This is a genomic window from Paenibacillus riograndensis SBR5 (assembly GCF_000981585.1).
Taxonomy (GTDB): domain Bacteria; phylum Bacillota; class Bacilli; order Paenibacillales; family Paenibacillaceae; genus Paenibacillus_AQ; species Paenibacillus_AQ riograndensis.
Window position 1 is genome coordinate 5,356,867 of sequence record NZ_LN831776.1, and the last position, 25,650, is coordinate 5,382,516.

The following is a 25,650-nucleotide window of genomic DNA, read 5'->3' on the forward strand; positions in this document are numbered from 1 at the left end:
GAAGCTTATCACTTCTTGTTTGCCTCATGGTTACACCGTTTGAATGCCTCATCCAATAACGATTGTATTGTTTGTTCCCGCAAATATTGGTACAGATGTTGTTCTGCACCATACATCACTTTTTCAATCAGGCAACCATTTGTTCCTAAATTTTTCTGATCTTGCAGTGTAGCCTCATCTTCTGCTAACAACCGATGCTGCTGTGAACTTGAATTGGAACATCTGAATAACTGCTGTCTTCCTTCAATTGCTTGAATTACATCAAGAAACGTAATCTGATCCGCTGGCCTTGCAAGCTCATATCCTCCGTTCACTCCTGGCACAGCACGTAAGATTCCATCCTGCCTCAGTTTGGATAACGTTTTGGATAAGTAACTTTCGGAGACACTAAGCGCTGAAGATAATTCCTTAATGCCGACATTGTGGCAACGCTCCGAGTGTCCCAGATGAACCAGGGCATGTAGTGCGTAATCTGTACTTTTGGAGAATTGCATGTAACCTCCCCCTTAAAAAATGAAATTAATATAGATCTATGTTATCTACAATAGATGATTAAACACCAATTTGCAATATTTTTTTAATTCAGCATTACACCGCAGCAACTTCTTCGCTATTTTTTAAATCATCTATTGACAAAAGCAAAGGAATACTGTTTATATAGATATGCAATATCTTTAATGTCTTTATTTTTTAGTCAGGGAGAGATAATATGAAGTAAAGAAGACATTTCTTTTGAAAATATGTAAAGAACAGTCTGTCATGCTTTGCTTAAGAAATATTACTATATCATAATTATGGATATTAAAAGCCTTTAATATACTTATTTAAAAATCAAAAAAGAACATGATAACGAAAATTACTTTAGGAATTTATCTCTATTGAGTATAGGCAGAAAATAGGAGGACTTATCATGAGTACATTGAACGAACAACTGGGATCGGAACCAATCAGAAAACTGCTTCTTAAATTTTCGATTCCAGCTATTGCTGGAATGCTGGTGAGTTCGCTCTACAATCTACTAGATCGCATCTTTGTTGGCAGGCTTGGCGCTCTCGCAATGACTGGGATCGGTCTCACATTGCCATTTATGACATTGCTCACAGCCTTTACCTCATTGGTTGGCATCGGCACTTCGGCTATTGTTTCCATGCGACTGGGTCAAAACAGGAAAGAAGATGCGGAAAAGGTGCTGGGCAATGCCTTCTCTATGCTCACCGTCCTTATGCTAGTAGTTACTGCAATTGGATTGATATTTAAGGAGCCCATTTTAACATTGCTTGGAGCTAGCGAATTGACAATGGGTTATGCCTCGGACTATATTACCATAATCCTAATAGGGAGTGTTTTCCAGGGGATTGGGGCGGGCCTCAGTAATGTGATTCGGGCGGAGGGACATCCAGCCAAAGCTACAATAGTACTAGTAATTGGTACCGTACTGGATATGATTCTTAACCCACTTTTCATTTTCACCTTTAATATGGGGATTGCCGGTGCAGCATGGACGACCGTCCTGTCGGCTACTGTAACAACTATTTTAGTCATTGCCCATTTTGTTGGTAAGAAAAGTGTTCTAAAGCTTCGTATAGTGAATTTAAAACTCAGTTTACCAATTGTTAAAGATATTTTGAGCATTGGGCTTTCCCCATTTTTCATGCAGATTTCTGCATTTATTGTCGGTATTATTTCAAATAACGCACTCAAAACCTATGGAGGAGATGTGGCAATCGGTGCTATGACTGTTGTCAATGCTGTTATGATTTTATTCCTAATGTCAGCTATGGGAATAACACAGGGAGCCCAGCCTATTCTCGGGTTCAACTACGGCGCACAGCAGTATGATCGTGTTAAGAAGACTCTGAAGCTGGAGTTAGCTTTAGTAACAGCCATCTGTGTACTCACCTTTTTAATGGTACAAATTTTCCCCACTGGTCTTGCCCGTATTTTGAGTAATGACTTGGAGTTGATCAACGCAGCAAGCCATGGAATGAAAATCTTCTTGCTGATGCTCCCTATTATTGGTGCACAAATTGTAGGAGCAAGTTATTTTCAAGCTGTCGGAGCAGCAAAAAAAGCTATGTTTCTTGGCTTACTAAGACAAGTAATTACTCTAATTCCAATGCTAATTATCCTCCCCAATTTTTTTGGACTGACCGGAGTTTGGGCAGCAGCACCAACTTCAGATTTCATCTCATGCAGTGTTGCCATTGTTTTTGTCGCAAGAGAGATCAAAAGACTTGGTAAAGCTGAACAACATCAAGCTGAAGTAATAGAGCATAGATCACTTTCATGATATGACCATGTGAAGACTGCTCAACTTGGACTATTGCCAAGGAAGGATTTTATTCGGGTATTTCTGCCTTCAACCGTTTTTTCATTTCTTAATTTTCATTCCTCAGGTCTTAATAAGGAGAATATGATGTTCATCAAATAGTGTTTTCGAACCGCCACGGTCTCCCACTCGATTTTGAGTCCGCAAGCTTGAACATAGGCAGATCCCGCACAATAACGCTTCTCCAGTCCGCAACATTCTCATTGCCGCCGGAGAAGCTCCGGCAGTGAGGCCGCAGATGCGGCCATCGCGCCGAGCGACAGGATCGGGTCCAGCGCGCGGATGCCGAGCTTCTCTTCCAGTTCTGCCGCCAGCCCGATGGTAGCGAAGCCTGTGCAGGCGAGAACAATGGCCTCCGCTCCGCGCTCCTTGAGCCGCGTAGCCGCAGTAAGCGCACCGGCCCGTCCGCCGGGCGTGTTCAGATCCAGGGTCGCCCGTACTCCGTCCGGACGGTCCATCCCCACGTAAGCTTCCCTTAGTATGCTTCGGATCAAGGGCGGAACCTCCTTCAGGATGGTCAGCACTCCCACCCGTGCGGAATAAGCCATCGCAACATGCGCGGCACAGGAGCCCGCACCCAGTACGGGCACCCGGACGGCGGCTCTGGCTTCCTCCAGCGCGGGATCAGCCGCGCAGCTGATCCCGATGGCCGTGCAGCCGCTACGCTCCAGCTCGCGGGCCAGTGCAATAATTTTGGGGACCGATTGTGCTTCTGTCTCCTCATCAAATACCCCCAGGGGCTGATCCTGAATGCAGCGGCTCATGACGGGCAGCCCGAAGCGGCGCTCAATCAGCGCGCCGTGCAGATGAACCGCCGCTTCCTCCTCCAGTGTAATGACGCGTATAATTCCCAGCATCCTTATCCCTCCTGTCCGGCAGCTTTTAGCCGTTTGCCGCTATTTCCATCCTACAGCAGTTCTCCGCCGCGCATAATCAGCTTGTTATCCAGATAGACATCCGGCTTCATCACCACAGCATCGATGTGCACCCCTGCGGCTACCACTCCGCCAAAGGTATTGTTGCTGCCAAAAGCCACATGAATCGTCCCGTACACCTTCTCATCCTCCAGCACAACGCCTGTGATTCTCGCCTTGTTGTTCGTCCCGATCCCGAATTCGCCGAGCAGCCGGCCGTCGCCTGCGCCCAGCAGCTCCAGCAGCTTGTCCCCGCCTTCACCTTCGGCTGCGGTCAGACGGCCCTGCTCCACGGTAAGCACCATCGGACTGCTTAGGGCGCCGATTCCGGCAACGGAGCCGTCTACCTTGATGCGCCCCGAAGCCGTGCCTTCCAGCGGTGCGATATAGGCTTCACCCGAAGGCAGATTGCCGGATTCCCCGGGATTCAGATACAGGCCTGTGCTGAGGATGCCTTCCCGTCCCTTAGTGGAGAAGGATAAGCTTAATCCATCCTTCTCAATGCGGACACTGCGGCTGCCGGACAAAAGCGCGGCTACCCGCTCGGTCAAAACTTTTACCTGCCCGTAGTCCGCTGTTATCGCCCCTTGACTGAACATATCATCGGTCATCCCCGGCATGGTAGCTACCCGGGTGCCAGCGGCTGCCGCCTGCTTGCGTGCCGCCGTATGGGTCATCGAATGAGCCGTAATGCATACTGCCACATCCGATTTGGCCATCGCTTCGGCAATAGCGGCCGGCGGCTCTTCGCCGGACCGGGTCCGTTCCTTCATAATCATCAGCACTGTCTCGGCACCAAGCCGTTTGCCTGCTTCGTAGACCGATTCTGCAAGCTCCCGCTTGTCGTCATCCGCAACTACAACAAGCTGCTCATGGCTGCCAAGCCCCAGACAGTCCTTCAGGACATTCATACTGATTGTGATCCGTTGTTCACTCATGTTAACTTCCTCCTGATTACACCATTTCAGCGATCAGCTTCCCCATCAGCGCATTGGACAGCACGACAGGGACCCCGGCTGATGCCGCCCACTGTCTATGCTGCTCCAGATAGCCCATACAGTCAAGTACAATCACATCTGCCCGGTCCTTCAGCTTCTCTGCCGCCGCACGGAAATCGGCTTCGCTTCCGGTATATGGGGAGACGGCGGCAAAAGGAAGGGCACTGCCTGACGCGGCAAACTTCTCGTTCAGGTTCTGCTCCTGCTCGGGCAAGGGGCCGATCAGGCCCAGGCGGCGCTTGCCGGTCAAAGCCTGCACCACCGGAGGAATAATCCGGTCCGGCTCGATCAAATGCGCCCGGACTGTGCGCAGACCCGGGAACTCGCCGGTACAAAGCAGCAGAATCGTCTTAATTCCTGATGCTTCCATGGCATCAATTTTCCCTTGGAGAACGGACTTTATCCGTTCTCTGGAGACAACAGCGGCCGAGCCGTCCCGCATCCGGGAGGTCAGGACATATTCTCCTTCACCGGGAGTGTAATATTCCCGGACCTGTGCCGGAGTGAAGCCGTCCAGCACCCCGGACTGAACCAGCTCCGCACGTCCCTCCAGGTATTTTTCCAGGATGGGTGCCACATCGGTCCTCGGGGCTTGCCCAATGGTAATCAGCCCTATTTGCTTCAACCTTGCTCCCTCCTTACGCCTCTGCTCCGGCCCCGTCTCATCGCTAAGAATGGATGCGCACCACATCAGGCAGTCGGGACCGCTGGCTTGCCGGAGGTCTGCAGTACTTTCATAGAGCCGTACAGCTCTGTAATGCGCTTGAATTCGGCAGGGTTATAGAACGAGCACAGGCCTTGGGTGAATTCCTTCGCCGTCTCAATGGCAAAACGGACCGCCGACGCGATATCGACCTCATGGCTGGCACCGGTTCCGCAGCCCGGAACCATGGACTCAGCGGTAATCGCCAGACCGACCACTGGAGCATCCGTAGCCACGGCAGGCTGAAGAATCGAATTAATATGGTAGAGGTCATTGCCGTATGGGGTGATGTCCTGGGTCGTCACCGGAAAGGTCACCGGAAGCCGGCCGGTCGTCATTTCCAGAAGCCGCAGCAGGTCTTCGCTCACCCGCAGGATGTAGCCTTCCTTGACGGTAGGCGAAATCGCAATTCCTTTATGATTGATCACGCGGTTGCCTTTGGTGGTGTCAATGGACAGAACGGCTTCCATCTCCGGAAGCACCTCATGCTCATTCATCTGCAGAATATCGACCGGAGAGTCCATGAAATCCACCGGCTCATGCGGCAGGGTCGGCGCATCCGGGCAAATATGTGTCGTGACCAGCACATCGCCTTTCAGAACATCCCCTTTGGACTGCATGTCGGCCAGCTTCAGCGCCGAAGCTACCGCCGCCACCGCGCCGTCCGCATCCGAGACAATCCCGATCCGCCCGGGACGCGCCCCGATCCCGCCTAGTCTGCCCACAATGCCGAACGTTGGCGCATTGCCGCCTGCTCCCTTGCCTTCACTGCCCGGGATTGTAATTTTCACGAATTCTGTGCTGCCTTTATCGCCTTCAACTTTCCTCACTTCTACCTGAACCGCAGGATACGCAGCGAACAGCTGCCTGATCTGCTCTCCATTCACAAAAGCGCTGTCCATCGTGTTCAAAACCGTAATCGTCTGATGAAGTGCCATTTATAATTCCTCCCCGGATGTGCTTTCTCTCAATCTGTTAGAGTTATACTATCTTAAATTCCAAACGCTCCACAATGTACCGTCCTGCCAAAACTGCACTGCTTTTCTTGTCCTTTGCAGATAAACCTTACTCAAGGCGTACGCTCTGCCCCGGACGGCGTTTTCTTGGGAGCAAACAGGAAGCAATAGAGCCAAACGGAGAGCATACGGGGAAGGCCCATGGAATTACATGGTATTACAGGCAGGAACTAGGTATACACTGGGGAGGCACTGAGTATAAACAAGGAATAAACCATTCTTAAAAGAAGTCGGTATATCTTATTCAGCAGGCAGCATGATATCGTGAACAAGAAGTAAGCGGATAAACGGACACCGGATACTGGTCACGGAAAGTTAGCAGGAGCCCGGAATTGCAGATGCAGGGCTTTCGATGTTTTCCCCCAGAGACATACAGTCACATATTGAAACACATACAGACACACTCTATTGCACTTCATACAGCAGATTCCCCTTCAAATCACTTAATAACAGAAACTATTGCACTCTCTGCAGCAGATCTCCGGGAAAGGGCGCTTTTAGCCCTCATTCGCGAAAATCAATTGCACAGAATACAACAGAAGGCGATTTCCCGCCGCAAAATGAGCATTTTACTGCAGAGAATACAATCATGCCAGCTTTTTCAGGCAAGGAAGCGGAAGATTTATCAGGAGGACAACAACATGACGCAGGAACAACTTCACACCATCATTCAAACTGAGGCTGAAGCAACGGGCTTTTCGGGAACTATATTAGTAAAAAGCGGCACCCATGCTGCAGTCTCCGGCGCATACGGCTATGCCAGCAAAGCAGACACAAGACCCAACCGTCCGGACACGCGGTATGGCCATGCTTCCGGCTCCAAGCTGTTCACAGCGATTGCCGTCTGCCAGCTGATGGAGCAGGGCAAGCTTGCACTCGACAGCAAAATCATGGATATTCTGGAGCAGGCAGAGTTTCCCCGGTTCAGCAGTGACATTACCGTTCATCACCTGCTGACCCACAGCTCGGGCATTCCCGATTATTTTGATGAAGAGACGATGGATGATTTCGCCTCACTGTGGACCACACGGCCAATGTATCAGTTGCGGGAGCTTAAGGACTTCCTGCCGATGTTCCAGGAGCTGCCGATGAAATTCACGCCAGGTACCAGGTTCCATTACAATAACGCGGGGTACATCCTGCTCGGCTTGCTGGTGGAGAAGCTTGGCGGGATGGCATTCACGGATTATGTGGAGCAGTTTATTTTCAAGGCTAGCGGGATGGCAGACTCGGGGTATTTTTCGTTGGATGCACTCCCCACTAATACGGCCCATGGATATATTGAGAATGAAGACGGAACCTGGACCACCAACATCTACTCTATTCCGGTAAAAGGGGGCGCGGACGGCGGCGCGTTCGTCACTGCTCCTGATATGCTCCTGCTATGGGAAGGGCTGCTTCAGCATAAGCTGCTGGGACCGGAGCTGACTGCCTTGCTGCTTGCCCCTCATATTCATGACGACAAAGAAGAATATTACGGCTACGGGGTGTGGATTACGAAGCGCGGCGGGGGGATTTATAAATATCATGTGATGGGCTACGATCCCGGCGTATCCTTCCACTCCGCTTACTATCCGGCCAGCGGCGTTACCACAGCCGTTCTCTGCAACCACAGCCGGGGCGCATACCGGATGATGCGGGCGATAGAAGAGTGCCTGAACTCCCATACGAATGTATGACACAGGTGAAACCTGGAGGCTGAGCTGACATTTTTTTTATAAAAAATGTGTTGTTTTTCATTTTAAAGCATCATAAGATGGGTTCAGGCATCGATGTACTCTATATGAAAGAGAAGATCATATGAACGTAACCGTTGAAGACATACCGTACTCTAAAATTGTATACATGAGACAGAAGGGTCCTTATGGAATGGCCAACTCACAGTTAATGGAGAAATTTAAAGGGTGGGTACAATCTAATTCCTTTACTGACAGTATGTCTGTTATCCTCGGGATTGCCCAAGACAATCCTGCCTTGGTGGAACCGGAAAATTGCCGGTACGATGCATGTCTGGTGGTACCTGAGGAATACAGTGTAAATTCTGATGAAGTCAGCGCGGGCAGTATTAGCGGAGGAAGTTATGCGGTATTTAAGATCCCTCATACTGCAGAAGCTGTTCAAAAGGCCTGGGTTGATATATTCACGGAGTTGGCGAATCAGGGGTTAACTCTGGACGAAACAAGACCCATCCTGGAGCGGTATACCGTTGAACTTGTTAATCGTCATTATTGCGAAATTTGTGTGCCTGTTCAATAAAAACAGCGGCAGTCCCGGACGTTTTCCCGTCCAGGGCTGCCGCTGTTGATTATCTTCAGCTAAATAGAGTGAACTTAAGATATTTACATTAGGGACTTCGTCGGGACTACGGAGAATGTTTGGACTTCCGGCCGCTGTTGTCTACAGATTTCTTGATTTGTACCGCTGTTCGCGGTGGAAATCCGCAGACAAAGGCGGACGCATTCGCTCCTACAGTTCCAAACTTCCCCTCCATCCCTTTTGCCTTTTGTTACTTTTTCATGTTCGCTTTTTATAATTAATACCGCGTTACCCCATCCTTGGTTACCAGCGCGAACACCAGCGGCTGCGGCGGCACCGGCTCGGCGGAAATCAGGTAGGCTTCCAGCACCTTGGCTTCGGCCTCCTGCACCTTATCCGCTCCGGCGTCGTTCACATGCAGCACCGCTATCGTTTCACCTGCGGCTACGGCGTCGCCGACTTTTTTGGACAGCTGAATGCCTACAGCCAGATCAATAGCCGATTCCTTCGTTTCGCGTCCCGCCCCTAGCAGCATGGCTGCGATGCCGATGTTCTCGGCCTGGATGCTTTCCACGTACCCGGCAGTTACCGCCTTCACTTCAATGAAGGTCCGCGCAGACGGCAGCGTGCCGGGAGACTCCACCTGAGTGATGTCCCCCCCCTGTGCCGCAACGATCTGCTTGAACTTGGCCAGCGCGCTGCCGTCCGCAATGTGGGACTTCAGAATCGCCCGTGCCTCCGTCTCGTCCTTTGCCTTGCCGCCGAGAACGAGCATCTGACTGCCCAGAATCAGGCAGACTTCCTCCAGGTCCGCTGGCCCTTGGCCCTTCAAGGTTTCGATGCCTTCCTTGATTTCCAGGGCATTGCCGATGCCGTATCCAAGCGGCTGGCCCATATCGCTGATGACGGCCACCGTGTTGCGGCCAAGATGTGTGCCGATATCGACCATGGCCTGCGCCAGCGCAATGGAATCGTCCAGCGTTTTCATGAATGCGCCGCTGCCGGTTTTGACATCGAGGACAATGGCGTCTGCCCCGGCAGCGATTTTCTTGCTCATGACGGAGCTGGCAATCAGCGGAATCGATTCCACTGTCGCCGTCACATCACGCAGCGCGTACAGCTTTTTGTCCGCTGGGGTGATGTTGCCCGATTGGCCGATCACAGCCGCTCCGATTTCGCCAACCTGAGTGAAGAAGCGTTCCCGGTCCATCTCTACCGAGAAGCCGCTGATGGATTCCAGCTTGTCGAGTGTGCCTCCGGTATGTCCCAGTCCGCGGCCGGACATTTTGGCGACCGGTACGCCGGCGGAGGCAACAAGCGGAGCAAGCACAACTGTAGTTTTGTCACCCACACCGCCGGTGGAGTGTTTATCCACCTTGATGCCCGCAATCGGGCTAAGGTCAACCTGATCGCCGGACATGGCCATTTCCAGGGTCAGATCGCCGGTTTCGCGCGCATTCATCCCCTGGAAATAGACCGCCATCGCCCAGGCGGAGATCTGATAATCGGGAATTTCGCCTTTGCTGTAGCCCTGGATCAGGTAGGCGATTTCTTCGCGGCTTAATTCCCCGCCGTCTCTTTTTTTCTGAATCAGGTCAACTGCCCGCATTATGCCTGTACCTCACGCACAAAGGCACGCACCAGGCCGATAAATTTCGGTTTCGTGAGGTTCGCTACCTGTACCACCTGCTCATGCGTCAACGGCTCCAGCTCATCTCCAATCGCCATATCTGTAATACAGGTAATGCCGAGCACACGCAATCTGCTGTGCCTGGCAACAATCACTTCCGGCACAGTGGACATGCCCACGGCATCTCCCCCGAGGGCTGCGAGCATTTTCAGTTCAGCCGGTGTTTCGTAGGTTGGGCCGCTGATTCCGGCATAGACGCCTTCCTGCAGCACCAGCGTTTCGCCGTTCACGCCTTTTACTTCACCCGCCAGCTTTTTGGCCAGCGCAATATATTCAGGGTCATACGCCCGGGACATGTCCGGGAACCGCACACCCAGCTCCGGATCATTCGGTCCGATCAGCGGATTGTCGCCGGTCATGTTGAGATGGTCGGTAATCAGCATCAGATCGCCGGCCTTGAACGAACGGTTCATGCCGCCGCCCGCATTGGTAATCACCAGCGTACCTATGCCGAGCTTGGCCATTACATATACAGGCAATACAACCTTGCGCATGGCGTAGCCTTCATAGTAATGGAACCGGCCTTGCATAATCATAACATCCTTGCCTTCCAGCTTTCCGATCACGAACCGTCCGGCATGGCCTTCCACCGTCGAACGCGGAAAGTGGGGAATTTCCTCGTAGGGCAAGTACACCGCATCTTCAATCTGATCGCCCAGATCGCCAAGGCCGGAGCCCAGAATCAGACCGATTGTTGGCGCGTAGGCCCCCAATTTGGCTTGAATATATTCAGCGGCTTCTTTCACCTGCATGCCGTAAGGGGTATTTGCATGTTGTTGTGTCATCAGTAACATCCTCCCGGATCTCAATTGTGTATGGTTAATAGGTTATATAGAGCGAACTTAAGATATTTACATTAAGGACTTCGTCGGGACTACGGAGAATGTTTGGACTTCCAGCCGCTGTTGTCGTAAGAATTTCTTGATTGGAACCGCCTTTTGCGGTTGAAATCCGGTGACAAAGGCGGACGCTACCGCTCTTCCAGTTCCAAACTTCCCCTCCGCACTTTTACCCTATTTATGAAGTTCTCAAGTTCAACTTATATAGTTCAGCCGGATGTTCCGGCCTACATCTTCGGAATCAGCGCCAGCACCAGCTTCAAAAAGTGCTCACGCACTCGATCCGCCGTCTCCATAACCTCCGCATGGTTCAGCGGCTGATCCAGAATTCCGGCGGCCATGTTGGTGATGCAGGAAATTCCCAGCACTTCGATACCGGCATGACGGGCTACAATCGTCTCCGAAACCGTGGACATTCCTACTGCGTCCGCTCCCTGGCGGCGCAGCATCACGATCTCGGCCGGGGTTTCATAGCAAGGCCCCAGCAGACCGGCATAGACGCCTTCCTTGAATTCAAAACCCTGTGCTGCCGCAGCTTCCTTGGCCACCGCAATCAGGCGGGGGCTGTAGGCGGTAGACATGTCAGGGAACCGCACGCCCAGCGCATTGTCATTCGGTCCGGTCAGCGGATTCCGTCCGGTGAGGTTCAGATGATCGGTAATCAGCATCAGATCGCCGGGTGTGAAGTCCGTATTCACGCCGCCAGCGGCATTGGTGACCAGCAGGCTGGCTACGCCCAGCTCCTTCATCACGCGAACCGGAAAAGCCGTCGTCTCCGGCCCATAGCCCTCATACATGTGGAAGCGGCCTTTCATCATCACTACACGGCGTCCCTCGATCATGCCGATCAGCAGTTCCCCTTCATGCCCTTCTACCGTGGACACAGGAAAATGCGGGATTTCATGATAGGGAATAACCACCTCATCGGTGATCAGATCCGCCAGGACGCCAAGGCCGGAACCGAGAATCAGGCCAATCTCCGGGGCGACGGGACATTTATCCTTGATATAGACGGCTGCTTCCTGAATGTTGCTCTGGGTTACTACGTTCATGGTTATATTGCCTCCTAAAGAGTTGTCAGAACTTCTTCTCTGAACAGTATCGTACGAATTCACATCGCAAGCATCGGCTTGATTACTTCAATTCCGCCAAAAAGCTTGTCCCGTACTGCGGCGCCTTCGCCCCGAAGTTGTCCGCAATCGTTGCGGCCACATCGGAGAAGGTCTGGCGGATACCCAGGCTGTCCGGATGCTTGAATCTTGGGCTATATACCAGCAGCGGCACATATTCACGCGTATGATCCGTTCCGCTGTGGATCGGATCGTTCCCATGGTCTGCCGAGATGATCAGGAGATCGTCCTCCGTCAGTGTGGAGAGCAGCTCCGGCAGCGCCTGGTCAAACACCTCCAGTGCATGTCCGTAACCCTCTGGATCGCGGCGGTGGCCGTACAGGGAATCGAAGTCGACCAGATTGGTGAATAAAAAGCCGTCAAACGGCTTGCGCAGCTCCGCAATCGTAGTTTCGATACCATGCTCATTGCTTTTGGTCGGGTAGGCTGCCGTAACCCCTTCACCCGTAAAAATATCGTTAATCTTGCCGACGGCAATCACGTCCTTGCCGATATCCTTCAGCGCGTTCATTACCGTTGGCTCCGGCGGCTTCACGGCATAGTCATGACGGTTCGGCGTGCGCACGAATTTCCCCGGTTCGCCGATATAAGGGCGGGCGATCACGCGGCCTACTGAAAATTCGGGAGCCATTGTCAGCTCGCGGGCGATTGTGCAGGCGCGGTACAGCTCTTCCAGCGGGATAATATCTTCATGTGCGGCAAGCTGGAACACACTGTCTGCGGAGGTATATACAATCCAGGCGCCCGTCTTCATCTGTTCCTCGCCGTACTCCACCAGAATCTCGGTGCCGGAGGCCGGCTTGTTGCCGATGACCTTGCGGCCGGTAGCCGCTTCAAATTTCTCGATCAGTTCGGCCGGGAAGCCGTCCGGGTAGGTATTGAAGGGAATCTCAATTTTGAGTCCCATCAGCTCCCAGTGGCCGGTCATCGTATCTTTGCCAACGGAAACCTCCTGCATTTTACCGTAATATCCGGTTGGGGCAGGCACGGGGGCAAGCGGCGGCAGCGGTGCGATATTCGCAAGGCCTAGCTGCTGCAGATTAGGAAGCTTCAGACCCGGCACCCGCTCCAAAATATGGCCCAGGGTATGGGCCCCTTTATCTCCAAAACCTTCAGCATCCGGCGCTTCACCGATACCTACACTGTCCAGTACAATAAATCCGATTCGTTTAAATGAGGACATTGCCGTCTTCACTCCTTTGATAGTATGCAAGTCTTTGGGGCACAGCTCAAACAAGAGAGCTCCACCAAGTGGAGCCTTAGGTTTAAGTATGATTCCATCATAGCGATCTTACTCACAAAAAGCATCTTTTGCTTGCTCCTAAGCATAAATAGGGTTAAGGTAAGCTGCTATCTCTCCACTAAAACCGGCTATCTCGCCCGAGGATGATAGCTCTCATAGACTTCCTTCATATTCTTGCGGGCAATTCCGCTATAAATCTGGGTAGTCGAAATGTCGGAATGCCCAAGCATCTGCTGCACGGAACGCAGATCCGCTCCCCCCTCCAGCAGGTGAGCCGCAAACGAATGTCTTAAGGTATGCGGTGTAATATCCTGCTCAATCTGGGCTTCCCGGGCGTATTTCTTAATAATCTTCCAGAACCCCTGGCGGGTCAGCCTTCCGCCCAGACTGTTCAGGAACAAGGCCGGTTCATTCAGATTGCCGCGCAGCAGCTTGTCCCGCATGCCCGTGGTATACTGGGCTACACTTTCAGCGGCCATCGCGCCAATGGGAACGATCCGCTCCTTGCCGGAAGCCCCGGTGCAGCGGACATATTTCATTTCCGTATGCACATCCTCCACGTTCAGCGAGATCAGCTCGGAGACACGGATGCCCGTAGCATAGAGCAGCTCCAGCATCGCCTTATCGCGCTTGCCCTGGGGAGTGTCGTCGCCCGGTGCGTTCAGCAGCCGGTCCATCTCTTCCACACTCAGCACCATAGGCGGCTTGCTGCTTGGTTTGATTTTGTCCATATCCAGCGTCGGGTCCTGCCCGATCAAGCGTTCTCTCAGCAAATAATGAAAAAAAGCCCGGAGTGACACCGTATTACGGTTCACCGTTGCGGCTGCGCGCCCGGCTCCGCGCTGTGCCGCGAGATAGAGCATAATATGTGATCTTTTGATGTCTTCCGGAGAGGACAACCCCCGCTCATCGGCAAAATCCATAAACTGCGAGATATCCCGTCCGTAGGACTCAAGTGTGCTTGGCGATAAGCCTTTGTCCTCGGACAAATACTGCATAAACGGCTGCAAATGTGACCTCATCAATCCACGCTCCTGTCAGACTCAGGCTGCTCTCAGCATTCTGCTGCATATTTGATACGGGACCCAGGGCGGCTATGTAAAAGCAGGCCATGCCGGGCCCCGTCTTAGCATTTTCGACGGACTCACAGCCATTTCCTGCTTGCGGCACATTCCTTACTCTCCGTACCAGTAATAAAACCGCAGCCTCTCTCCGGCGCTCAGCCCTTCGGGGGAATGCGGAACCTCCCGGAATGCCCGGATGGCTGTGCCTTCGGGGATTTCGCTCTGTTCAAAAGGATTAATCCAGCTGCTGATCCAGCTCATACCATAATAAGCAAGACAGCTCAAGGTCACCAGCATTGTCATAAAATACAGCCGGCGCATGGTTTTGGGCACCGAGACGATCATGGGGATTCCTCCTAAAAAATAGTGGAATGAATATGAGTTTCAGACTGCTCCGTATGCTTGGACTACCCACGGCAAAAAACTGCAGCCGTCAGCTCTGCTGACTCGTCCTACACTGTATGCGCCGGCGGCTTCTATTATGTATGAAGACTAACTGAATCATTTAAAAAGCCCCCTCCGGTAACCGTACCGGGGAGAGCTTATGCGGTAAATCCTCATCTACACAAGATGAACTTCTATTTCTATATAAGCTTATTCGGAAGGATTGCTGTCTGTGTTGTTCTTGTCCTTGCAACGGTAGCAAATTCCGTGAAAATCAAGTCTATGATCAAGTACGGTAAAATTAAATTCCTTCTCAAGCCGTTCTTCCAGCGGCCCAAGCCAATCCTCGCGGATCTCATCCATCGTGCCGCATTGCACGCAGATCAAATGGTGATGATGATGTTTCGCCGTATCTGTCCGCAGATCGTAACGGGCCACGCCGTCTCCGAAATTGATCTTCTCCACGACATGAAGCTCGCTGAGCAGCTCCAAGGTACGATAGACAGTGGCAAGACCGATCTCCGGAGCTTTCTCCTTCACCAGCATGAAAACATCTTCTGCGCTTAAATGATCTTCCTCATTCTCCAGCAGTACTCTTAACGTTGCTTCCCGTTGGGGTGTGAGCTTATATCCTTGGGATTGTAGCTGTTGCTTAATCTTATCTATCCGGGCTTCCATTGTCTGCCTCCCCCTTGGAAAATTACCGCACCGGGCTTCAAATCACTTCTTCCATTATAGGGTGAGTGCCTTTGAGAAGTCAAACGCTTTTGGAACAGGGCGGTCAGCAGAACCGGAGGAGCAAGCGAATGCGGCAGCAGGTCTTTTCTTGGGCACATTTCCCCTTATGTAAGCTGATTTCCAATTTCTAAAATGACGGGATGCAGCGTTCCTTTTTTCTTAGCCTTTGGAAACCAGCAGGGGTGTAACCCAACGCATCATGGTCGGGGTCACCCAGGCCTCGAAGCCGGAAATCCCCAGCACAAGCACTGCCAGTCCAAAAGATAACACCGTGTACATGACAAAAGGACGGGTAACCGGAGAGCGCCGCTGGCCCAGCACCCGGCTGCGGATCATCAGCAGGGAAAAGGCAATCGCTGCCGCGCTGCCTACCAGGAGCACCGGGATCAGCACGAGATTATGCGGCGCAACCGAGACCAGCGCGAACAGCATGCCGTGCCAGGAGTATTCGCTGACCATGCAGCCGACGGTGAAGCCGATCAGCACGCCTTTGAGAAAATCGAGGATCAGAATGCCCGGCAGGCCAATCACAGATAGTCCAAGAATCCAGATCAGAGCAATCCATTTCAGATTCAGCGCAGCAATGTCCCAGTAGGAGTCTGGCGCTGCAGGCAGTCCCTGCTGATCCACGGTGACAAAGAAATTCCCCAGGTAATCTCCAAGTTCCTGCTGCTGATCCAGCGTCAGCGCACTTACGATTAAGGCCCCGAAAACGACCCCAACCAAAAACAATACCGCGACAAAAATATAAAGAGGCGTCTGTTCCTTCATCATCAGCCGCAAACTGCGCATCGGGACGTTCTCCTTTCCGGTCATATGTTACACCATATGAGAAAACGCCCCGCTCTATGACTTGTCCTTGCAGGCCTGAACAGCAGCCGGGCTTAGTGTGTGAGCCAACAGCGTCTATGCCGTTGCTTTGGGGCCGTCTATGCCGAATAACCATCTCCTCTGCAGGCAGACCGCTTACGGCGAAATCAAAGGTACTTTTACCTCTCATTCCCTCCCATAACTCGCTAACGGCGAAATCAAGGGTACTTTTACCTCTTATTCCCTCCCATTGCTCGCTTGCGGCCAAATCAAGGGTACTTTTACCTCTTATTCCCTCCTTTAGCTCGCTTGCGGCGAAATCAAGGGTACTTTTACCTCTCATTCCCTCCTTTAGCTCGCTTGCGGCCAAATCAAGGGTATTTTTACCTCTCATTGCACGTTCCCCTCCGGCAGTGTTTTAACAACGGAGTCTCCGCCGTTGTTTCGCCTAATTCCCGCCAGCGGCCTCAGCAACGGCATTTCTGCTGATGAAACAAAAAGCTGCCTCACCCGCAGCAGATACACCTGCTCATGAAACAGCTCCATCCTACCCTTTTACTACCTTGCCATAAGTCCCGCCGCCGCCGGAGGACAGCTCCAGCGTGCCGGAACGGGCTTTTACAATATGCGCGGCCAGCTCTGCTCCGGCGACAGCAGCCAGCTCCGCCTCACCGGCAGCGTGCAGGATTCTCATCTCCGTGCCAAAAGCCGCCAGCAGCGCCTCCAGCTTACGTTTGCCAAGCCCCGGAATAAATTCCAGCGGCACCTGGTAGTGATACGGTGGCCGGTGCGCCGGGATCAGAGGCTGCTCGCGGTCGGCGATGACCAGAATCCGGTCGAATACACCCTGAACCAGCTTCTGGCTGCCGCAATACGGGCAGCGCTCCGAAGTAGCATACGCTTCATCGACTATGCTGCCGCAGCCCGCACAATAGGTGCGGTGATATTTGCCCAACCGGGGATTCAGCCCAAAGTTGCCGCTGACCCTACGTCCTTCCTGCCTCGCGAGGGCGAGCTTCAGCTCATTGAACGAAGGTTTTTCCATTTCGATTACATTATACTCACGGCCGATCTTCCCAAGGGAATGGGCATCCGAATTCGTCAGGAAGGTAAAAGGATCAAGCTCTGAGATATACCCGGCCATTTCCGAATCGGCGCTCAGCCCAAGCTCCACTGCAGCGATCCGCTCCAGGTCAAACAGCTCGGCCATCCGCTCGGCTGTACAGCCGTACAGTCCTTTATGCGGCGTAAAAATATGTGCCGGAATCAGAATGCCGCCCCGGCCGCAGATCTCATCCTGCAGGTCCCGGGCCGGAACATACAGCCGCTGGGAACTCAGATTAATGTTCCGCATATGCTTGCCCATCCAGCTGCTGAAATCCTCCATGGCTGCAAGGTCCGGCAGGAAGGCCAAGACATGGCACTCTTTTCGCCCAGGCTCGCGGATTTCAATTTCCGTCCCCAGCACAATGGTCGTTCCCTGGTAGGCAATACCGCCGCCTTCCGCTTCGCTCATCTCGCCGGAGGCGAGCAGAGCGCGGATATCCGCCAGCACTCCCGGCGCATGACTGTCGATGATGCCGATCAGCTCCATCCCCTTGCGCTGCGCAGCTTCCTTGGCGATTCCGGCGAAGGTAAGGCTGCTGCTGCCGCTGATTTTGACAGCTTGTCCTGCCGATGTCCGCCCGATATGCACATGCAGGTCGCAATAATAACTCCGCAGCTTAGCCCCTAGTGCCATTGGCCTGTAAGCGTAAATAGGTGCCAGGCGTAGACCGCCATCATTGTTTTGGCGTCGGCAATGCGCCCATCCGCAATGTATTGATACGCTTCCTCCAGTGTAAGCTCGGATACCTCCAGAAACTCATCCTCGTCCAGCGCCATATCCCCAGGCTGGGCATTATCCGTCACATATAAGTGAATGATTTCATCCGCAAAGCCGGGAGAGGTATAGAAGGACTTCAGCAGCTTCAGCTCCCCGCTGTGAAACCCGGTCTCTTCCTGAAGCTCACGCCCGGCCGCAGCCAGCGGGTCTTCGCCTGGATCGAGCTTGCCTGCGGGGATCTCTACTTCCGTGCGGTGCATCGGCTGGCGGTACTGCTCAACGACCAGCATCTTGCCCTGGTTCAGCGCCAATACGGCCACAGCCCCCGGATGCTTCACGACCTCGCGCGTTGCCGTATTGCCGTCAGGCAGCTTCACCGTATCCACCTGCAGTGAAATGATTTTGCCTACGAAAATCGGCTTAGTGGACAAGGTTTCTTCGTCCAGTGCGGGGTTGCGGGTAATTTCATCTTTTTTCATAGGTTTATGGTCTCCTTTAGCTTCGGTATGCATAGGGTGTATTATAGCAAACTTAAGAGGAAAGAAGGAATGCAGGCATGAATGATATCCTTGTCCGTACAAGCTCATCCGCCGTCACAATGGTAGGTAAACCGGAACAAATAAGGGCCGTCATGGCCGGGTGGATCAAGCAATATGGGCGTGATATGCCTCTGGCCTACATCCTGATGCTGCACTCTGAATCGCGGAACAGCGCCTCCAAAGCCGGATAGTCTCCCGCTTGGCAGCCGCCCTGATATGCATCAGGCCGCGTAAACACAAGGAGCTGTTCCCGGGATCTACCGGAGACAGCTCCTTCATGCATTTCACAGCAGCAGCCAATGCTGTCGCCCGTGGGGGTTAGCCTTTTACACTTTCTTTTACAATAGCTACAACGAGTTCGGCCACCTTGACGATATCCCCGGCTTTGATCCGCTCTTTGGTAGTATGAATATTTTCATAGCCGACCGCCAGGTTTACCGTTGGCACCTTCAATCCGTTGAACACGTTAGCATCGCTGCCGCCGCCCGACGGGAACCGCCGTGGGGTCAGCCCCATAGAGGTAATCGCACGTTCCGCCAGCTGCACCACAGGATCGTGCTCATTGAAGCTGAATGCCGGATAGATGATCTCACTGCGGAATTCGCTCTCTGCGCCGTATTCACGGGCCGTCGTCTCCAGCGCTTCACGCATGGAAGCGATCTGCAGCTCTACCTTCTCCTGCACAATGCTCCGCGCTTCCGCATCCAGCTGCACATGATCACAGACCACATTCGTCGGACCGCCGCCGGCAAATTTGCCGATATTGGCTGTTGTTTCATTGTCGATGCGTCCAAGCTTCATCGCCGAAATCGCCTTGCTGGCGACTTGAATGGCGCTGATTCCATCTTCAGGATTGACACCGGCATGAGCGGATTTGCCAAAAATCTGCATCGTTACCTTCGCCTGGGCCGGCGCTGCTACAGCAATGGCTCCAACCTCGCCGTTGGAATCCAGCGCAAAGCCAAACTCGGCATCCAGATGGGACGGGTCCATGTTCCGGGCACCCAGCAGCCCCGACTCTTCTCCTGCGGTAATGACAAACTGAATTTGTCCGTGTGCCAGCTTCTGCTCCTGAATGACACGGATGGCTTCGAACAGGGCTGCAAGTCCGGCCTTGTCATCCGAGCCCAGAATCGTGCTGCCGTCGCTGGTAATCCAGCCGTCTTCACCAAGGGAAGGCTGAATATTTTTGCCGGGAACAACGGTGTCCATATGGCAGGTGAACAGCAGCTTGGGTGCAGCCGTTCCTTCCTCGGCAGGCCAGGTCACGAACAGATTGCCCGCCCCGTGTCCTGTGCGCTCCCTGGAATCATCTTCAATGGCGGTAAGGCCCAGGGCGCCGAATTTTTCAATCAGCACGTCGGCAATCTGCCGTTCGTTCCCAGTTTCACTGTCTACACGGACAAGCTCCATGAATTCCTGAATCAAGCGTTCTTGTGAGATCATCGGACTTCCCTCTCTTTCACGGATACGTTACAATGATAGTATTGTGCTAAACATTTCATATGCTTTTAACTTACACTAATTCCAAAGGAGTCACTCATGCAACGTCAAAAATGGTTCCGCATCGTTATCTATGTTATGCTGCTCGCCATGATCGCCTCTACCGTGCTCTTCGTCCTGGAGCCTTTTCTGGCCGGTTAATTGCCGCCATGGCCCGTTATTAATAGCGTCCGGATGCTCCGGGCGCTATTTGACTTGACCGCACATGTCTGTACGCTTCTTAATCGGTCTGCAGCACATCCGTCGGTTCCACAGCAGCCGCTGCTTCATAAGGAAAATGCTTAAGAAAACAAGGCACCAGCTCCCTGGCTACTTCCCCCAGCTCAAAGGAACGCCCGGCACATTCCTCCAGCGAGGTAACGCCGTATTCGGCAATCCCGCAGGGAATAATCCCCTGAAACCCCCGTTCTCCGATCCCTGCGGTGACATTGAACGCGAACCCGTGGCTGGTGATGAACCCTCTGCGGTGTTTGCTCTTGTTGAATTTGACCCCGATCGCGCAGATTTTCTGATCCCCGACCCATACTCCGGTATACTCCGGCTTCCGGCTCCCCTCAATGCCATAGCTTGCCAAAAAATCAATAATGACAGCTTCCAGCCGCCGCAGATAGCCATGCAAATCCACCTTGCCGTCCATCCCCAGCTTCAGCAGCGGGTAGCCAACCAATTGACCGGGCCCATGATATGTAATATCTCCTCCCCGGTCAATTTCAAACAGTGCGATGCCTTTTTCCTTAAGCTGCTCAGCGCTGAGAAGCAGATGTTCGGGATGATGCTGTGAGCCGATGGTATAGGTCGGAGGATGCTGCAAAAGAATCAGCCGCTCCGGCCCTGTTCCGGCATCAATCGCCTGAACCGCAGCCTTTTGCAGCTCCCAGGCTGCTCCATATTCAATGAGAGGGAGATATGAAATTTCCAATAAGCTTAATTCTGTGCTGCTCATGCTCTCAGGTCCCCTTTGGATTACAGTCTCCTGTTACAGGGTGATACCATTCCTTAATACAGCTTCGTGTCCGGCGTATAGCCTTCCACATTATCCTTGATGCGCTGCAAAAAGCGGCCGCAAATCACGCCGTCCAGAATCCGGTGGTCCAGCGACAGGCAGATATTGGCCATGGAACGCACGGCGATCATATCGTTGATGACTACAGGCTTTTTGACGATGGATTCAAAGGTCAGAATGGCTGCCTGCGGATAGTTGATAATCGGGTAGGACAGAATTGAGCCAAAAGAACCGGTGTTATTGACTGTAAAGGTTCCGCCCTGCATATCCTCCAGGCGCAGCTTGCCTTCGCGGGTCTTCATCGCCAGCTCATCGATTTCGCGGGCAAGCCCCGCGACATTCTTTTGGTCAGCTTTTTTGATGACCGGCGTCATAACGGAATCCTCGGTGCCGACGGCAAGCGAGATGTTAATGTCGCGTTTGACGATGATTTTGTCCACGGCCCAGACGGAGTTCATAATCGGATAATCCTTAATGGCACTGACGACAGCCTTCATCAGAAAAGCCAGATAAGTCAGGTTAATGCCTTCCTTGCGCTTGAACTCATCCTTCAGCTTGTTGCGCAGGATAACCAGATTGGTCACATCGACTTCAATCATCGTCCAGGCATGCGGAATCTCCGAGACACTCTGGCGCATTCTTGTCGCAATGGTGTTGCGGATTGGCGTAACGTCAATCAGATATTCCGAGCTGCTGCCCCGTCCGCCCTCTACTTCTATTGTAGGGATACGCGGCGTTTCGCTGAGGTGCAGGCCGGAATGGCGAACCGGCTCCAGCGCTTCCTGCACTTCTTCCTGAATCACCTGGAAAGCAGGCTGCTGCAAAGCTTCCGGCGCCTGCTGTCCGGCAGATGCCGCCGGTACAGCGGCGGTCCCGGCTGCAGGAACAGGTGCAGCGGTAGCCACCGCTGCTGCTGCGCCGCCGTTATCCAGGAACGTCAGCACGTCCTTGCGTGTGATGCGGCCGCCCAGACCGGTCCCCGGCACAGCCGTGAGCTCGATGCCATGCTCCGCGGCAAGCGACTGCACCGCCGGGGAATACCGCGAGCGCATCGGTGCCGATGCGTCAAAAGCAGCGGCAGGCGCCGCCGGTCTGCCCGCTGCCGGAGCCGGGCTTAGCGCCGCCGGGCGGGAAGCAGCCGGGCGGGACGAGGCCTGCGCCGTAGGCGCAGGAGCCGCTGCAGGTGCGCCTGCGGCCGTAGCTGCCGGAGCGCTTGGCGCGGCAGGAGCTGCTACCGCAATGCGGGCGATCACTTCGCCCACGCTGACGGTCTGGCCTTCTTCGGCCAGCAGCTCTACCAGTGTGCCGTCCACCGTGGCCGGCAGCTCCGCATTGACTTTATCCGTTATCAGATCACAGAGCGGTTCGTACTGCTCGATGGCATCTCCGGGCTGCTTCAGCCATTTCCCGATCGTTGCCGACACCAGCGACTCTGCCAGCTGCGGCATGATCACATCAGTCAGCTTTGTGTTGTCAGACATAATGTCACTCCTTAAAGTTTTGTAAGCGATGCTTACAGATATGACTTCGTACAAAACTCGCTTCGAAAGCTTCACTTAAATTTTGTAAGCGATGCTTACTATCTATATAAGTTGAACTGGAGAACTTTCACCCTTGCGAAATGCACTGTAGCTCATCAGGAACATGAAGCTAGGTGGAAAAAGTAAAACTAATTTCGCTGAAATCCTGGCGACAGAAGGCTTTAGTGGGATTTTGTACACCTAATTCAGGCATTTTCATCTCAAATGGCCTCTTTCAGCCGGATTAGTGATACTTTTTCCCACATAGGCTTCTCCATAAGCCGAATGAGCCCGATTAGTGGTACTTTTTCCACTATATAATTAGAACTTAACAAACTTGAACGTAACAAATACGAAGGGGAGCAAGTACGCCCACCCATCCGATGCGACACTCTTTCCAAAACCTCTCCCAAGTAGGTCAACCCGTATTCTATCCTGCACATTCATTTTCACACTAATATTTGCATCCTCTAGGGTGCCGCGCGGCGGCATGAAGGTTCTATTGCACTTTATGCAGCAGATGACCCTTAAATCGGCCAAAAAGCTCAATCTATTGCACTTTGTACACTAGAATTCCCTGAAAAAGCGGTTTTTGACTTCAAATCCAGAAATCTGTTGCACGAAATACAGCAGAATGCGGTTTGACGCAGAACAGCCAGCATTCTATTGCACGAAGTGCAATCATACCAAAAACCTACTTACCACAATAAAGATTACAGAGCTTCAAGTTCAAACTATACAACAATGAGCGACCTTATAACGATAAACCGTCCTTCTAACGATAAACCGTCCTTCTAACGATGAAACTGTCCATATAATTATGAACTATCCTTCTAACGGTAACTATCCATATGACGGTAAACTTTCCTTATAACGAAGGACTGCCCTTCAATTTCTCAAATTCAATCTATCTGGAACGAAAGATCAATACTGCGCCAGGCGCAGCATTTCCGCTTTCACTTTATCCTTGCTCAGCATAAAAAACTTCTCCATCGGCGGGCTGATCGGCATCGCCGGCACATCGGGTCCACAGAGGCGGAAGATCGGCGCATCCAGCTCGAACAGGCAATGTTCGGCGATGATCGCCGCCACTTCACCGCCGATGCCCCCGGTCTTGTTGTCCTCGTGGACAATCAGCACCTTGCCGGTCTGGCGGGCGGCGGCAATGATGGCTTCGCGGTCCAGCGGCTGCAGGGTGCGCAGATCAAGAATATGCGCGGTAATGCCTTCCTCGCGCTCCAGCTCCTCCGCCGCCTGCATCGCAAAATGCAGCGGCAGACTGTACCCGATCACGGTAATATCGCTGCCTTCCCGCAGCAGGTTCGCTTCACCGATAGGAACCGTGTAATCTCCTTCCGGCACATCCTCCTTGATCAGCTTATAGCACTTCTTGTTCTCGAAGAACAGGACCGGATCAGGGTCGCGCACGGCCGCCTTCAGCAGCCCTTTGGCGTCATAGGCGGAATACGGAGCTACAATCTTCAGTCCCGGTGTGCCAAAGAAAATCGATTCCGGGCACTGGGAGTGGTACAGCCCGCCGAAAATCCCACCGCCGATCGGCGCGCGGATCACTACCGGACAGCTCCAGTCGTTATTGGAGCGGTAGCGGATTTTGGCGGCTTCGCTGATGATCTGGTTGGTCGCCGGAAGCATAAAATCGGAATACTGCATTTCAGCAATCGGCTTCATGCCGTACATGGCTGCACCGATAGCCACTCCGGCAATCGCGGACTCCGCCAGCGGCGTATCCATTACGCGCTCCTCCCCGAATTGCTCCTGCAGCCCTTTGGTGGTGGTGAAGACACCGCCCTTGACACCAACGTCCTCGCCCAGCACGAACACCGATTCATCGCGCTCCATCTCTTCCTTCATTGCCAGCCGGATGGCATCGATATATTCCATAATCGCCATGGGTTAGGCTCCTCCCTTAAGGTCAGATTCGCTGTACACATGCAGCAGCGTATCTTCCGGTTTCGGAAACGGCGCATTTTCAGCGTATTCAATCGCAGCCTTGAGCTCCAAATTGTATTCTGCAGCCAGATCGCTCTCCTGCTCATCGCTCCACAGTCCGAGTTCAGTCAGATAGCTGCGGAAGGCGGCGATGCCGTCTTTTGCCCAGTTGGCATCCACTTCTTCCTTCGTCCGGTACGCCAGATCATTGTCCGACGTAGAATGCGGGGACAGGCGGTACATCATCGCTTCAATCAGGGTCGGCCCTTCTCCGGCAAGCGCACGCTCACGCGCTTCCTTCACCACGCGGTATACCTCCAGCGGATCATTGCCGTCCACCCGGACCCCCGGGAAGCCATAGCCCAACGCACGGTCACTGACTTTACCGCCAAGCTGTTTGTGGGCAGGTACAGAAATCGCGTATTGGTTGTTCTGGCAAAAAATGATGACCGGCAGCTTATTCACACCGGCGAAATTGCACGCTTCATGGAAATCCCCCTGGTTGCTGGAGCCTTCCCCGAAGGTGACGAAGGAAACAAATTTTTTCTTTTGCATTTTGGCTGCCAGGGCAAAACCCACCGCATGCGGCACCTGTGTCGTCACCGGACTGGACCCGGTCACAATCCGCAGGCGTTTGCTGCCGAAATGGCCCGGCATCTGCCGCCCGCCGCTGTTGGGGTCCTCCGCCTTGGCGAATACCGAGAGCATCAGCTCACGCGTAGTCATGCCCACGGACAGCACAAACGCATAGTCGCGGTAGTATGGCAAAAAATAATCGTTCTCCCGGTCCAGCGCAAATGCAGCGGCCACCTGGGCTGCCTCCTGCCCGATGCCGGAGACATGGAAATTGATCTTCCCGGCCCGCTGCAGCAGCAGGCTGCGCTCATCGTATTTCCGCCCCAGCTGCATGGTTCTGTACATATCGATGACCTGGCCGTCACTAAGTCCAAGCGGCTTGTGTCTGTTGATGGTTTCTACAGTACCTTGCGATTCCATATGAGGTACCTCCTAAAAGTTTTGTCAGCATACGCTTCCTTGATCCACTTCATACAAAACTTGCTTCGGAAGCATATTCTTGTGTTGACTTAAAAAGCAATGCTTCCTGGATAAACTCCGGCACCTTGCACTGAAAAACATACATTAAGTCTAACCTATGCCCTGATCCTATAACCAGGTACTAAATTTGGTTCCAGTCT

The 25,650-nt window shown here is 53.0% G+C and carries 25 protein-coding genes; 5 read left to right on the forward strand and 20 right to left on the reverse strand.

Annotated features, from left to right (window positions below; translation table 11 throughout):
• Positions 1-8: 8 nt before the first annotated feature.
• On the reverse strand, positions 9-494 hold the full coding sequence (locus PRIO_RS22780) for an RrF2 family transcriptional regulator (protein ID WP_046504830.1): 486 nt from the start codon (positions 492-494) through the stop codon (positions 9-11).
• Between the two features lie 416 nt (positions 495-910).
• On the opposite strand from PRIO_RS22780, the gene PRIO_RS22785 reads away from it, so the two are divergent.
• Complete coding sequence (locus tag PRIO_RS22785; RefSeq protein ID WP_020429661.1) at positions 911-2,290, forward strand: MATE family efflux transporter; 1,380 nt, start codon at positions 911-913, stop codon at positions 2,288-2,290.
• Between the two features lie 239 nt (positions 2,291-2,529).
• On the opposite strand, the gene PRIO_RS22790 is transcribed toward PRIO_RS22785, so the two are convergent.
• The 4 genes from PRIO_RS22790 to PRIO_RS22805 all read right to left on the reverse strand — a co-directional run bounded on the left by PRIO_RS22790 (position 2,530) and on the right by PRIO_RS22805 (position 5,882).
• Positions 2,530-3,186, reverse strand: coding sequence for an aspartate/glutamate racemase family protein (locus PRIO_RS22790; RefSeq protein WP_020429660.1), 657 nt, complete (start codon positions 3,184-3,186; stop codon positions 2,530-2,532).
• Between the two features lie 50 nt (positions 3,187-3,236).
• Positions 3,237-4,181 carry an aminopeptidase gene (locus PRIO_RS22795; RefSeq protein WP_020429659.1) on the reverse strand — a complete coding sequence of 315 codons (945 nt, stop codon included), beginning with the start codon at positions 4,179-4,181 and terminating at the stop codon, positions 3,237-3,239.
• A 16-nt stretch (positions 4,182-4,197) separates the two neighbouring features.
• A complete protein-coding gene (locus tag PRIO_RS22800) occupies positions 4,198-4,866 on the reverse strand; it encodes an AroM family protein (protein WP_020429658.1) in 669 nt (222 codons plus the stop codon).
• Positions 4,867-4,931: 65 nt separating this feature from the next.
• Positions 4,932-5,882 carry a DUF1177 domain-containing protein gene (locus PRIO_RS22805; protein WP_020429657.1) on the reverse strand — a complete coding sequence of 317 codons (951 nt, stop codon included), beginning with the start codon at positions 5,880-5,882 and terminating at the stop codon, positions 4,932-4,934.
• 719 nt (positions 5,883-6,601) lie between these two features.
• On the opposite strand from PRIO_RS22805, the gene PRIO_RS22810 reads away from it, so the two are divergent.
• Positions 6,602-7,639: a serine hydrolase domain-containing protein gene (locus PRIO_RS22810; protein ID WP_020429656.1), complete on the forward strand. Its 1,038-nt coding sequence runs from the start codon at positions 6,602-6,604 to the stop codon at positions 7,637-7,639.
• A gap of 121 nt (positions 7,640-7,760) precedes the next feature.
• The gene (locus tag PRIO_RS22815) at positions 7,761-8,216 is read left to right on the forward strand and encodes an AraC family transcriptional regulator (RefSeq protein WP_046504838.1); all 456 of its coding nucleotides are present in this window, start codon (positions 7,761-7,763) and stop codon (positions 8,214-8,216) included.
• A gap of 277 nt (positions 8,217-8,493) precedes the next feature.
• On the opposite strand, the gene PRIO_RS22820 is transcribed toward PRIO_RS22815, so the two are convergent.
• The 10 genes from PRIO_RS22820 to PRIO_RS22865 all read right to left on the reverse strand — a co-directional run bounded on the left by PRIO_RS22820 (position 8,494) and on the right by PRIO_RS22865 (position 18,418).
• Complete coding sequence (locus PRIO_RS22820) at positions 8,494-9,825, reverse strand: pyrimidine-nucleoside phosphorylase (protein ID WP_020429653.1); 1,332 nt, start codon at positions 9,823-9,825, stop codon at positions 8,494-8,496.
• Positions 9,825-10,691, reverse strand: a complete 867-nt coding sequence (locus PRIO_RS22825; protein ID WP_020429652.1) for a purine-nucleoside phosphorylase — start codon at positions 10,689-10,691, stop codon at positions 9,825-9,827. Before PRIO_RS22825 ends, PRIO_RS22820 begins: the two co-directional genes overlap by 1 nt.
• A gap of 281 nt (positions 10,692-10,972) precedes the next feature.
• On the reverse strand, positions 10,973-11,797 hold the full coding sequence (locus PRIO_RS22830; RefSeq protein ID WP_020429651.1) for a purine-nucleoside phosphorylase: 825 nt from the start codon (positions 11,795-11,797) through the stop codon (positions 10,973-10,975).
• 82 nt (positions 11,798-11,879) lie between these two features.
• Positions 11,880-13,058: a phosphopentomutase gene (gene deoB, locus PRIO_RS22835; protein WP_020429650.1), complete on the reverse strand. Its 1,179-nt coding sequence runs from the start codon at positions 13,056-13,058 to the stop codon at positions 11,880-11,882.
• 188 nt (positions 13,059-13,246) lie between these two features.
• Positions 13,247-14,140, reverse strand: coding sequence for a site-specific tyrosine recombinase XerD (xerD, locus tag PRIO_RS22840; RefSeq protein WP_020429649.1), 894 nt, complete (start codon positions 14,138-14,140; stop codon positions 13,247-13,249).
• Positions 14,141-14,293: 153 nt separating this feature from the next.
• On the reverse strand, positions 14,294-14,527 hold the full coding sequence (locus PRIO_RS22845; protein WP_020429648.1) for a DUF4227 family protein: 234 nt from the start codon (positions 14,525-14,527) through the stop codon (positions 14,294-14,296).
• A gap of 249 nt (positions 14,528-14,776) precedes the next feature.
• Positions 14,777-15,244, reverse strand: coding sequence for a ferric iron uptake transcriptional regulator (fur, locus tag PRIO_RS22850; RefSeq protein WP_020429647.1), 468 nt, complete (start codon positions 15,242-15,244; stop codon positions 14,777-14,779).
• A 219-nt stretch (positions 15,245-15,463) separates the two neighbouring features.
• Positions 15,464-16,096, reverse strand: a complete 633-nt coding sequence (spoIIM, locus tag PRIO_RS22855) for a stage II sporulation protein M (protein ID WP_020429646.1) — start codon at positions 16,094-16,096, stop codon at positions 15,464-15,466.
• 565 nt (positions 16,097-16,661) lie between these two features.
• The gene (locus PRIO_RS22860; protein WP_020429644.1) at positions 16,662-17,855 is read right to left on the reverse strand and encodes an endonuclease Q family protein; all 1,194 of its coding nucleotides are present in this window, start codon (positions 17,853-17,855) and stop codon (positions 16,662-16,664) included.
• Positions 17,846-18,418, reverse strand: a complete 573-nt coding sequence (locus tag PRIO_RS22865) for an NUDIX hydrolase (RefSeq protein WP_020429643.1) — start codon at positions 18,416-18,418, stop codon at positions 17,846-17,848. Before PRIO_RS22865 ends, PRIO_RS22860 begins: the two co-directional genes overlap by 10 nt.
• Before the next feature lie 77 nt (positions 18,419-18,495).
• On the opposite strand from PRIO_RS22865, the gene PRIO_RS36195 reads away from it, so the two are divergent.
• Complete coding sequence (locus PRIO_RS36195) at positions 18,496-18,669, forward strand: hypothetical protein (protein ID WP_020429642.1); 174 nt, start codon at positions 18,496-18,498, stop codon at positions 18,667-18,669.
• A gap of 127 nt (positions 18,670-18,796) precedes the next feature.
• Here the strand turns inward: PRIO_RS36195 and PRIO_RS22870 are convergent, their stop codons facing one another.
• The gene (locus PRIO_RS22870) at positions 18,797-19,924 is read right to left on the reverse strand and encodes a M20/M25/M40 family metallo-hydrolase (RefSeq protein ID WP_020429641.1); all 1,128 of its coding nucleotides are present in this window, start codon (positions 19,922-19,924) and stop codon (positions 18,797-18,799) included.
• Positions 19,925-20,020: 96 nt separating this feature from the next.
• On the opposite strand from PRIO_RS22870, the gene prli42 reads away from it, so the two are divergent.
• Positions 20,021-20,122, forward strand: a complete 102-nt coding sequence (prli42, locus tag PRIO_RS35670) for a stressosome-associated protein Prli42 (RefSeq protein WP_020429640.1) — start codon at positions 20,021-20,023, stop codon at positions 20,120-20,122.
• Positions 20,123-20,201: 79 nt separating this feature from the next.
• Here prli42 and lipB read toward each other — a convergent pair whose 3' ends face one another.
• The 4 genes from lipB to PRIO_RS22890 form a co-directional block, all read right to left on the reverse strand.
• On the reverse strand, positions 20,202-20,924 hold the full coding sequence (gene lipB / locus PRIO_RS22875; protein ID WP_020429639.1) for a lipoyl(octanoyl) transferase LipB: 723 nt from the start codon (positions 20,922-20,924) through the stop codon (positions 20,202-20,204).
• Positions 20,925-20,977: 53 nt separating this feature from the next.
• Positions 20,978-22,465, reverse strand: coding sequence for a dihydrolipoamide acetyltransferase family protein (locus tag PRIO_RS22880; RefSeq protein ID WP_046504847.1), 1,488 nt, complete (start codon positions 22,463-22,465; stop codon positions 20,978-20,980).
• Between the two features lie 963 nt (positions 22,466-23,428).
• Positions 23,429-24,415, reverse strand: a complete 987-nt coding sequence (locus PRIO_RS22885) for an alpha-ketoacid dehydrogenase subunit beta (protein ID WP_025706662.1) — start codon at positions 24,413-24,415, stop codon at positions 23,429-23,431.
• Positions 24,416-24,418: 3 nt separating this feature from the next.
• Complete coding sequence (locus PRIO_RS22890) at positions 24,419-25,450, reverse strand: thiamine pyrophosphate-dependent dehydrogenase E1 component subunit alpha (RefSeq protein WP_020429635.1); 1,032 nt, start codon at positions 25,448-25,450, stop codon at positions 24,419-24,421.
• Positions 25,451-25,650 lie beyond the last annotated feature (200 nt).

What these genes read in the sequence shown, in the direction of transcription:
- PRIO_RS22785 (WP_020429661.1), top strand. Translation starts at nt 911, where the DNA reads ATGAGTACATTGAACGAACAACTGGGATCGGAACCAATCAGAAAACTG.
- PRIO_RS22820 (WP_020429653.1), bottom strand. Translation starts at nt 9,825, where the DNA reads ATGCGGGCAGTTGACCTGATTCAGAAAAAAAGAGACGGCGGGGAATTA.
- PRIO_RS22815 (WP_046504838.1), top strand. Translation starts at nt 7,761, where the DNA reads ATGAACGTAACCGTTGAAGACATACCGTACTCTAAAATTGTATACATG.
- PRIO_RS22880 (WP_046504847.1), bottom strand. Translation starts at nt 22,465, where the DNA reads ATGTCTGACAACACAAAGCTGACTGATGTGATCATGCCGCAGCTGGCA.
- PRIO_RS22790 (WP_020429660.1), bottom strand. Translation starts at nt 3,186, where the DNA reads ATGCTGGGAATTATACGCGTCATTACACTGGAGGAGGAAGCGGCGGTT.
- deoB (WP_020429650.1), bottom strand. Translation starts at nt 13,058, where the DNA reads ATGTCCTCATTTAAACGAATCGGATTTATTGTACTGGACAGTGTAGGT.
- PRIO_RS36195 (WP_020429642.1), top strand. Translation starts at nt 18,496, where the DNA reads ATGAATGATATCCTTGTCCGTACAAGCTCATCCGCCGTCACAATGGTA.
- xerD (WP_020429649.1), bottom strand. Translation starts at nt 14,140, where the DNA reads ATGAGGTCACATTTGCAGCCGTTTATGCAGTATTTGTCCGAGGACAAA.
- lipB (WP_020429639.1), bottom strand. Translation starts at nt 20,924, where the DNA reads ATGAGCAGCACAGAATTAAGCTTATTGGAAATTTCATATCTCCCTCTC.
- fur (WP_020429647.1), bottom strand. Translation starts at nt 15,244, where the DNA reads ATGGAAGCCCGGATAGATAAGATTAAGCAACAGCTACAATCCCAAGGA.
- prli42 (WP_020429640.1), top strand. Translation starts at nt 20,021, where the DNA reads ATGCAACGTCAAAAATGGTTCCGCATCGTTATCTATGTTATGCTGCTC.
- PRIO_RS22870 (WP_020429641.1), bottom strand. Translation starts at nt 19,924, where the DNA reads ATGATCTCACAAGAACGCTTGATTCAGGAATTCATGGAGCTTGTCCGT.
- PRIO_RS22825 (WP_020429652.1), bottom strand. Translation starts at nt 10,691, where the DNA reads ATGACACAACAACATGCAAATACCCCTTACGGCATGCAGGTGAAAGAA.
- PRIO_RS22810 (WP_020429656.1), top strand. Translation starts at nt 6,602, where the DNA reads ATGACGCAGGAACAACTTCACACCATCATTCAAACTGAGGCTGAAGCA.
- PRIO_RS22795 (WP_020429659.1), bottom strand. Translation starts at nt 4,181, where the DNA reads ATGAGTGAACAACGGATCACAATCAGTATGAATGTCCTGAAGGACTGT.
- PRIO_RS22890 (WP_020429635.1), bottom strand. Translation starts at nt 25,450, where the DNA reads ATGGAATCGCAAGGTACTGTAGAAACCATCAACAGACACAAGCCGCTT.
- PRIO_RS22860 (WP_020429644.1), bottom strand. Translation starts at nt 17,855, where the DNA reads ATGGCACTAGGGGCTAAGCTGCGGAGTTATTATTGCGACCTGCATGTG.
- PRIO_RS22830 (WP_020429651.1), bottom strand. Translation starts at nt 11,797, where the DNA reads ATGAACGTAGTAACCCAGAGCAACATTCAGGAAGCAGCCGTCTATATC.
- PRIO_RS22805 (WP_020429657.1), bottom strand. Translation starts at nt 5,882, where the DNA reads ATGGCACTTCATCAGACGATTACGGTTTTGAACACGATGGACAGCGCT.
- PRIO_RS22865 (WP_020429643.1), bottom strand. Translation starts at nt 18,418, where the DNA reads ATGAAAAAAGATGAAATTACCCGCAACCCCGCACTGGACGAAGAAACC.
- spoIIM (WP_020429646.1), bottom strand. Translation starts at nt 16,096, where the DNA reads ATGCGCAGTTTGCGGCTGATGATGAAGGAACAGACGCCTCTTTATATT.
- PRIO_RS22885 (WP_025706662.1), bottom strand. Translation starts at nt 24,415, where the DNA reads ATGGCGATTATGGAATATATCGATGCCATCCGGCTGGCAATGAAGGAA.
- PRIO_RS22780 (WP_046504830.1), bottom strand. Translation starts at nt 494, where the DNA reads ATGCAATTCTCCAAAAGTACAGATTACGCACTACATGCCCTGGTTCAT.
- PRIO_RS22845 (WP_020429648.1), bottom strand. Translation starts at nt 14,527, where the DNA reads ATGATCGTCTCGGTGCCCAAAACCATGCGCCGGCTGTATTTTATGACA.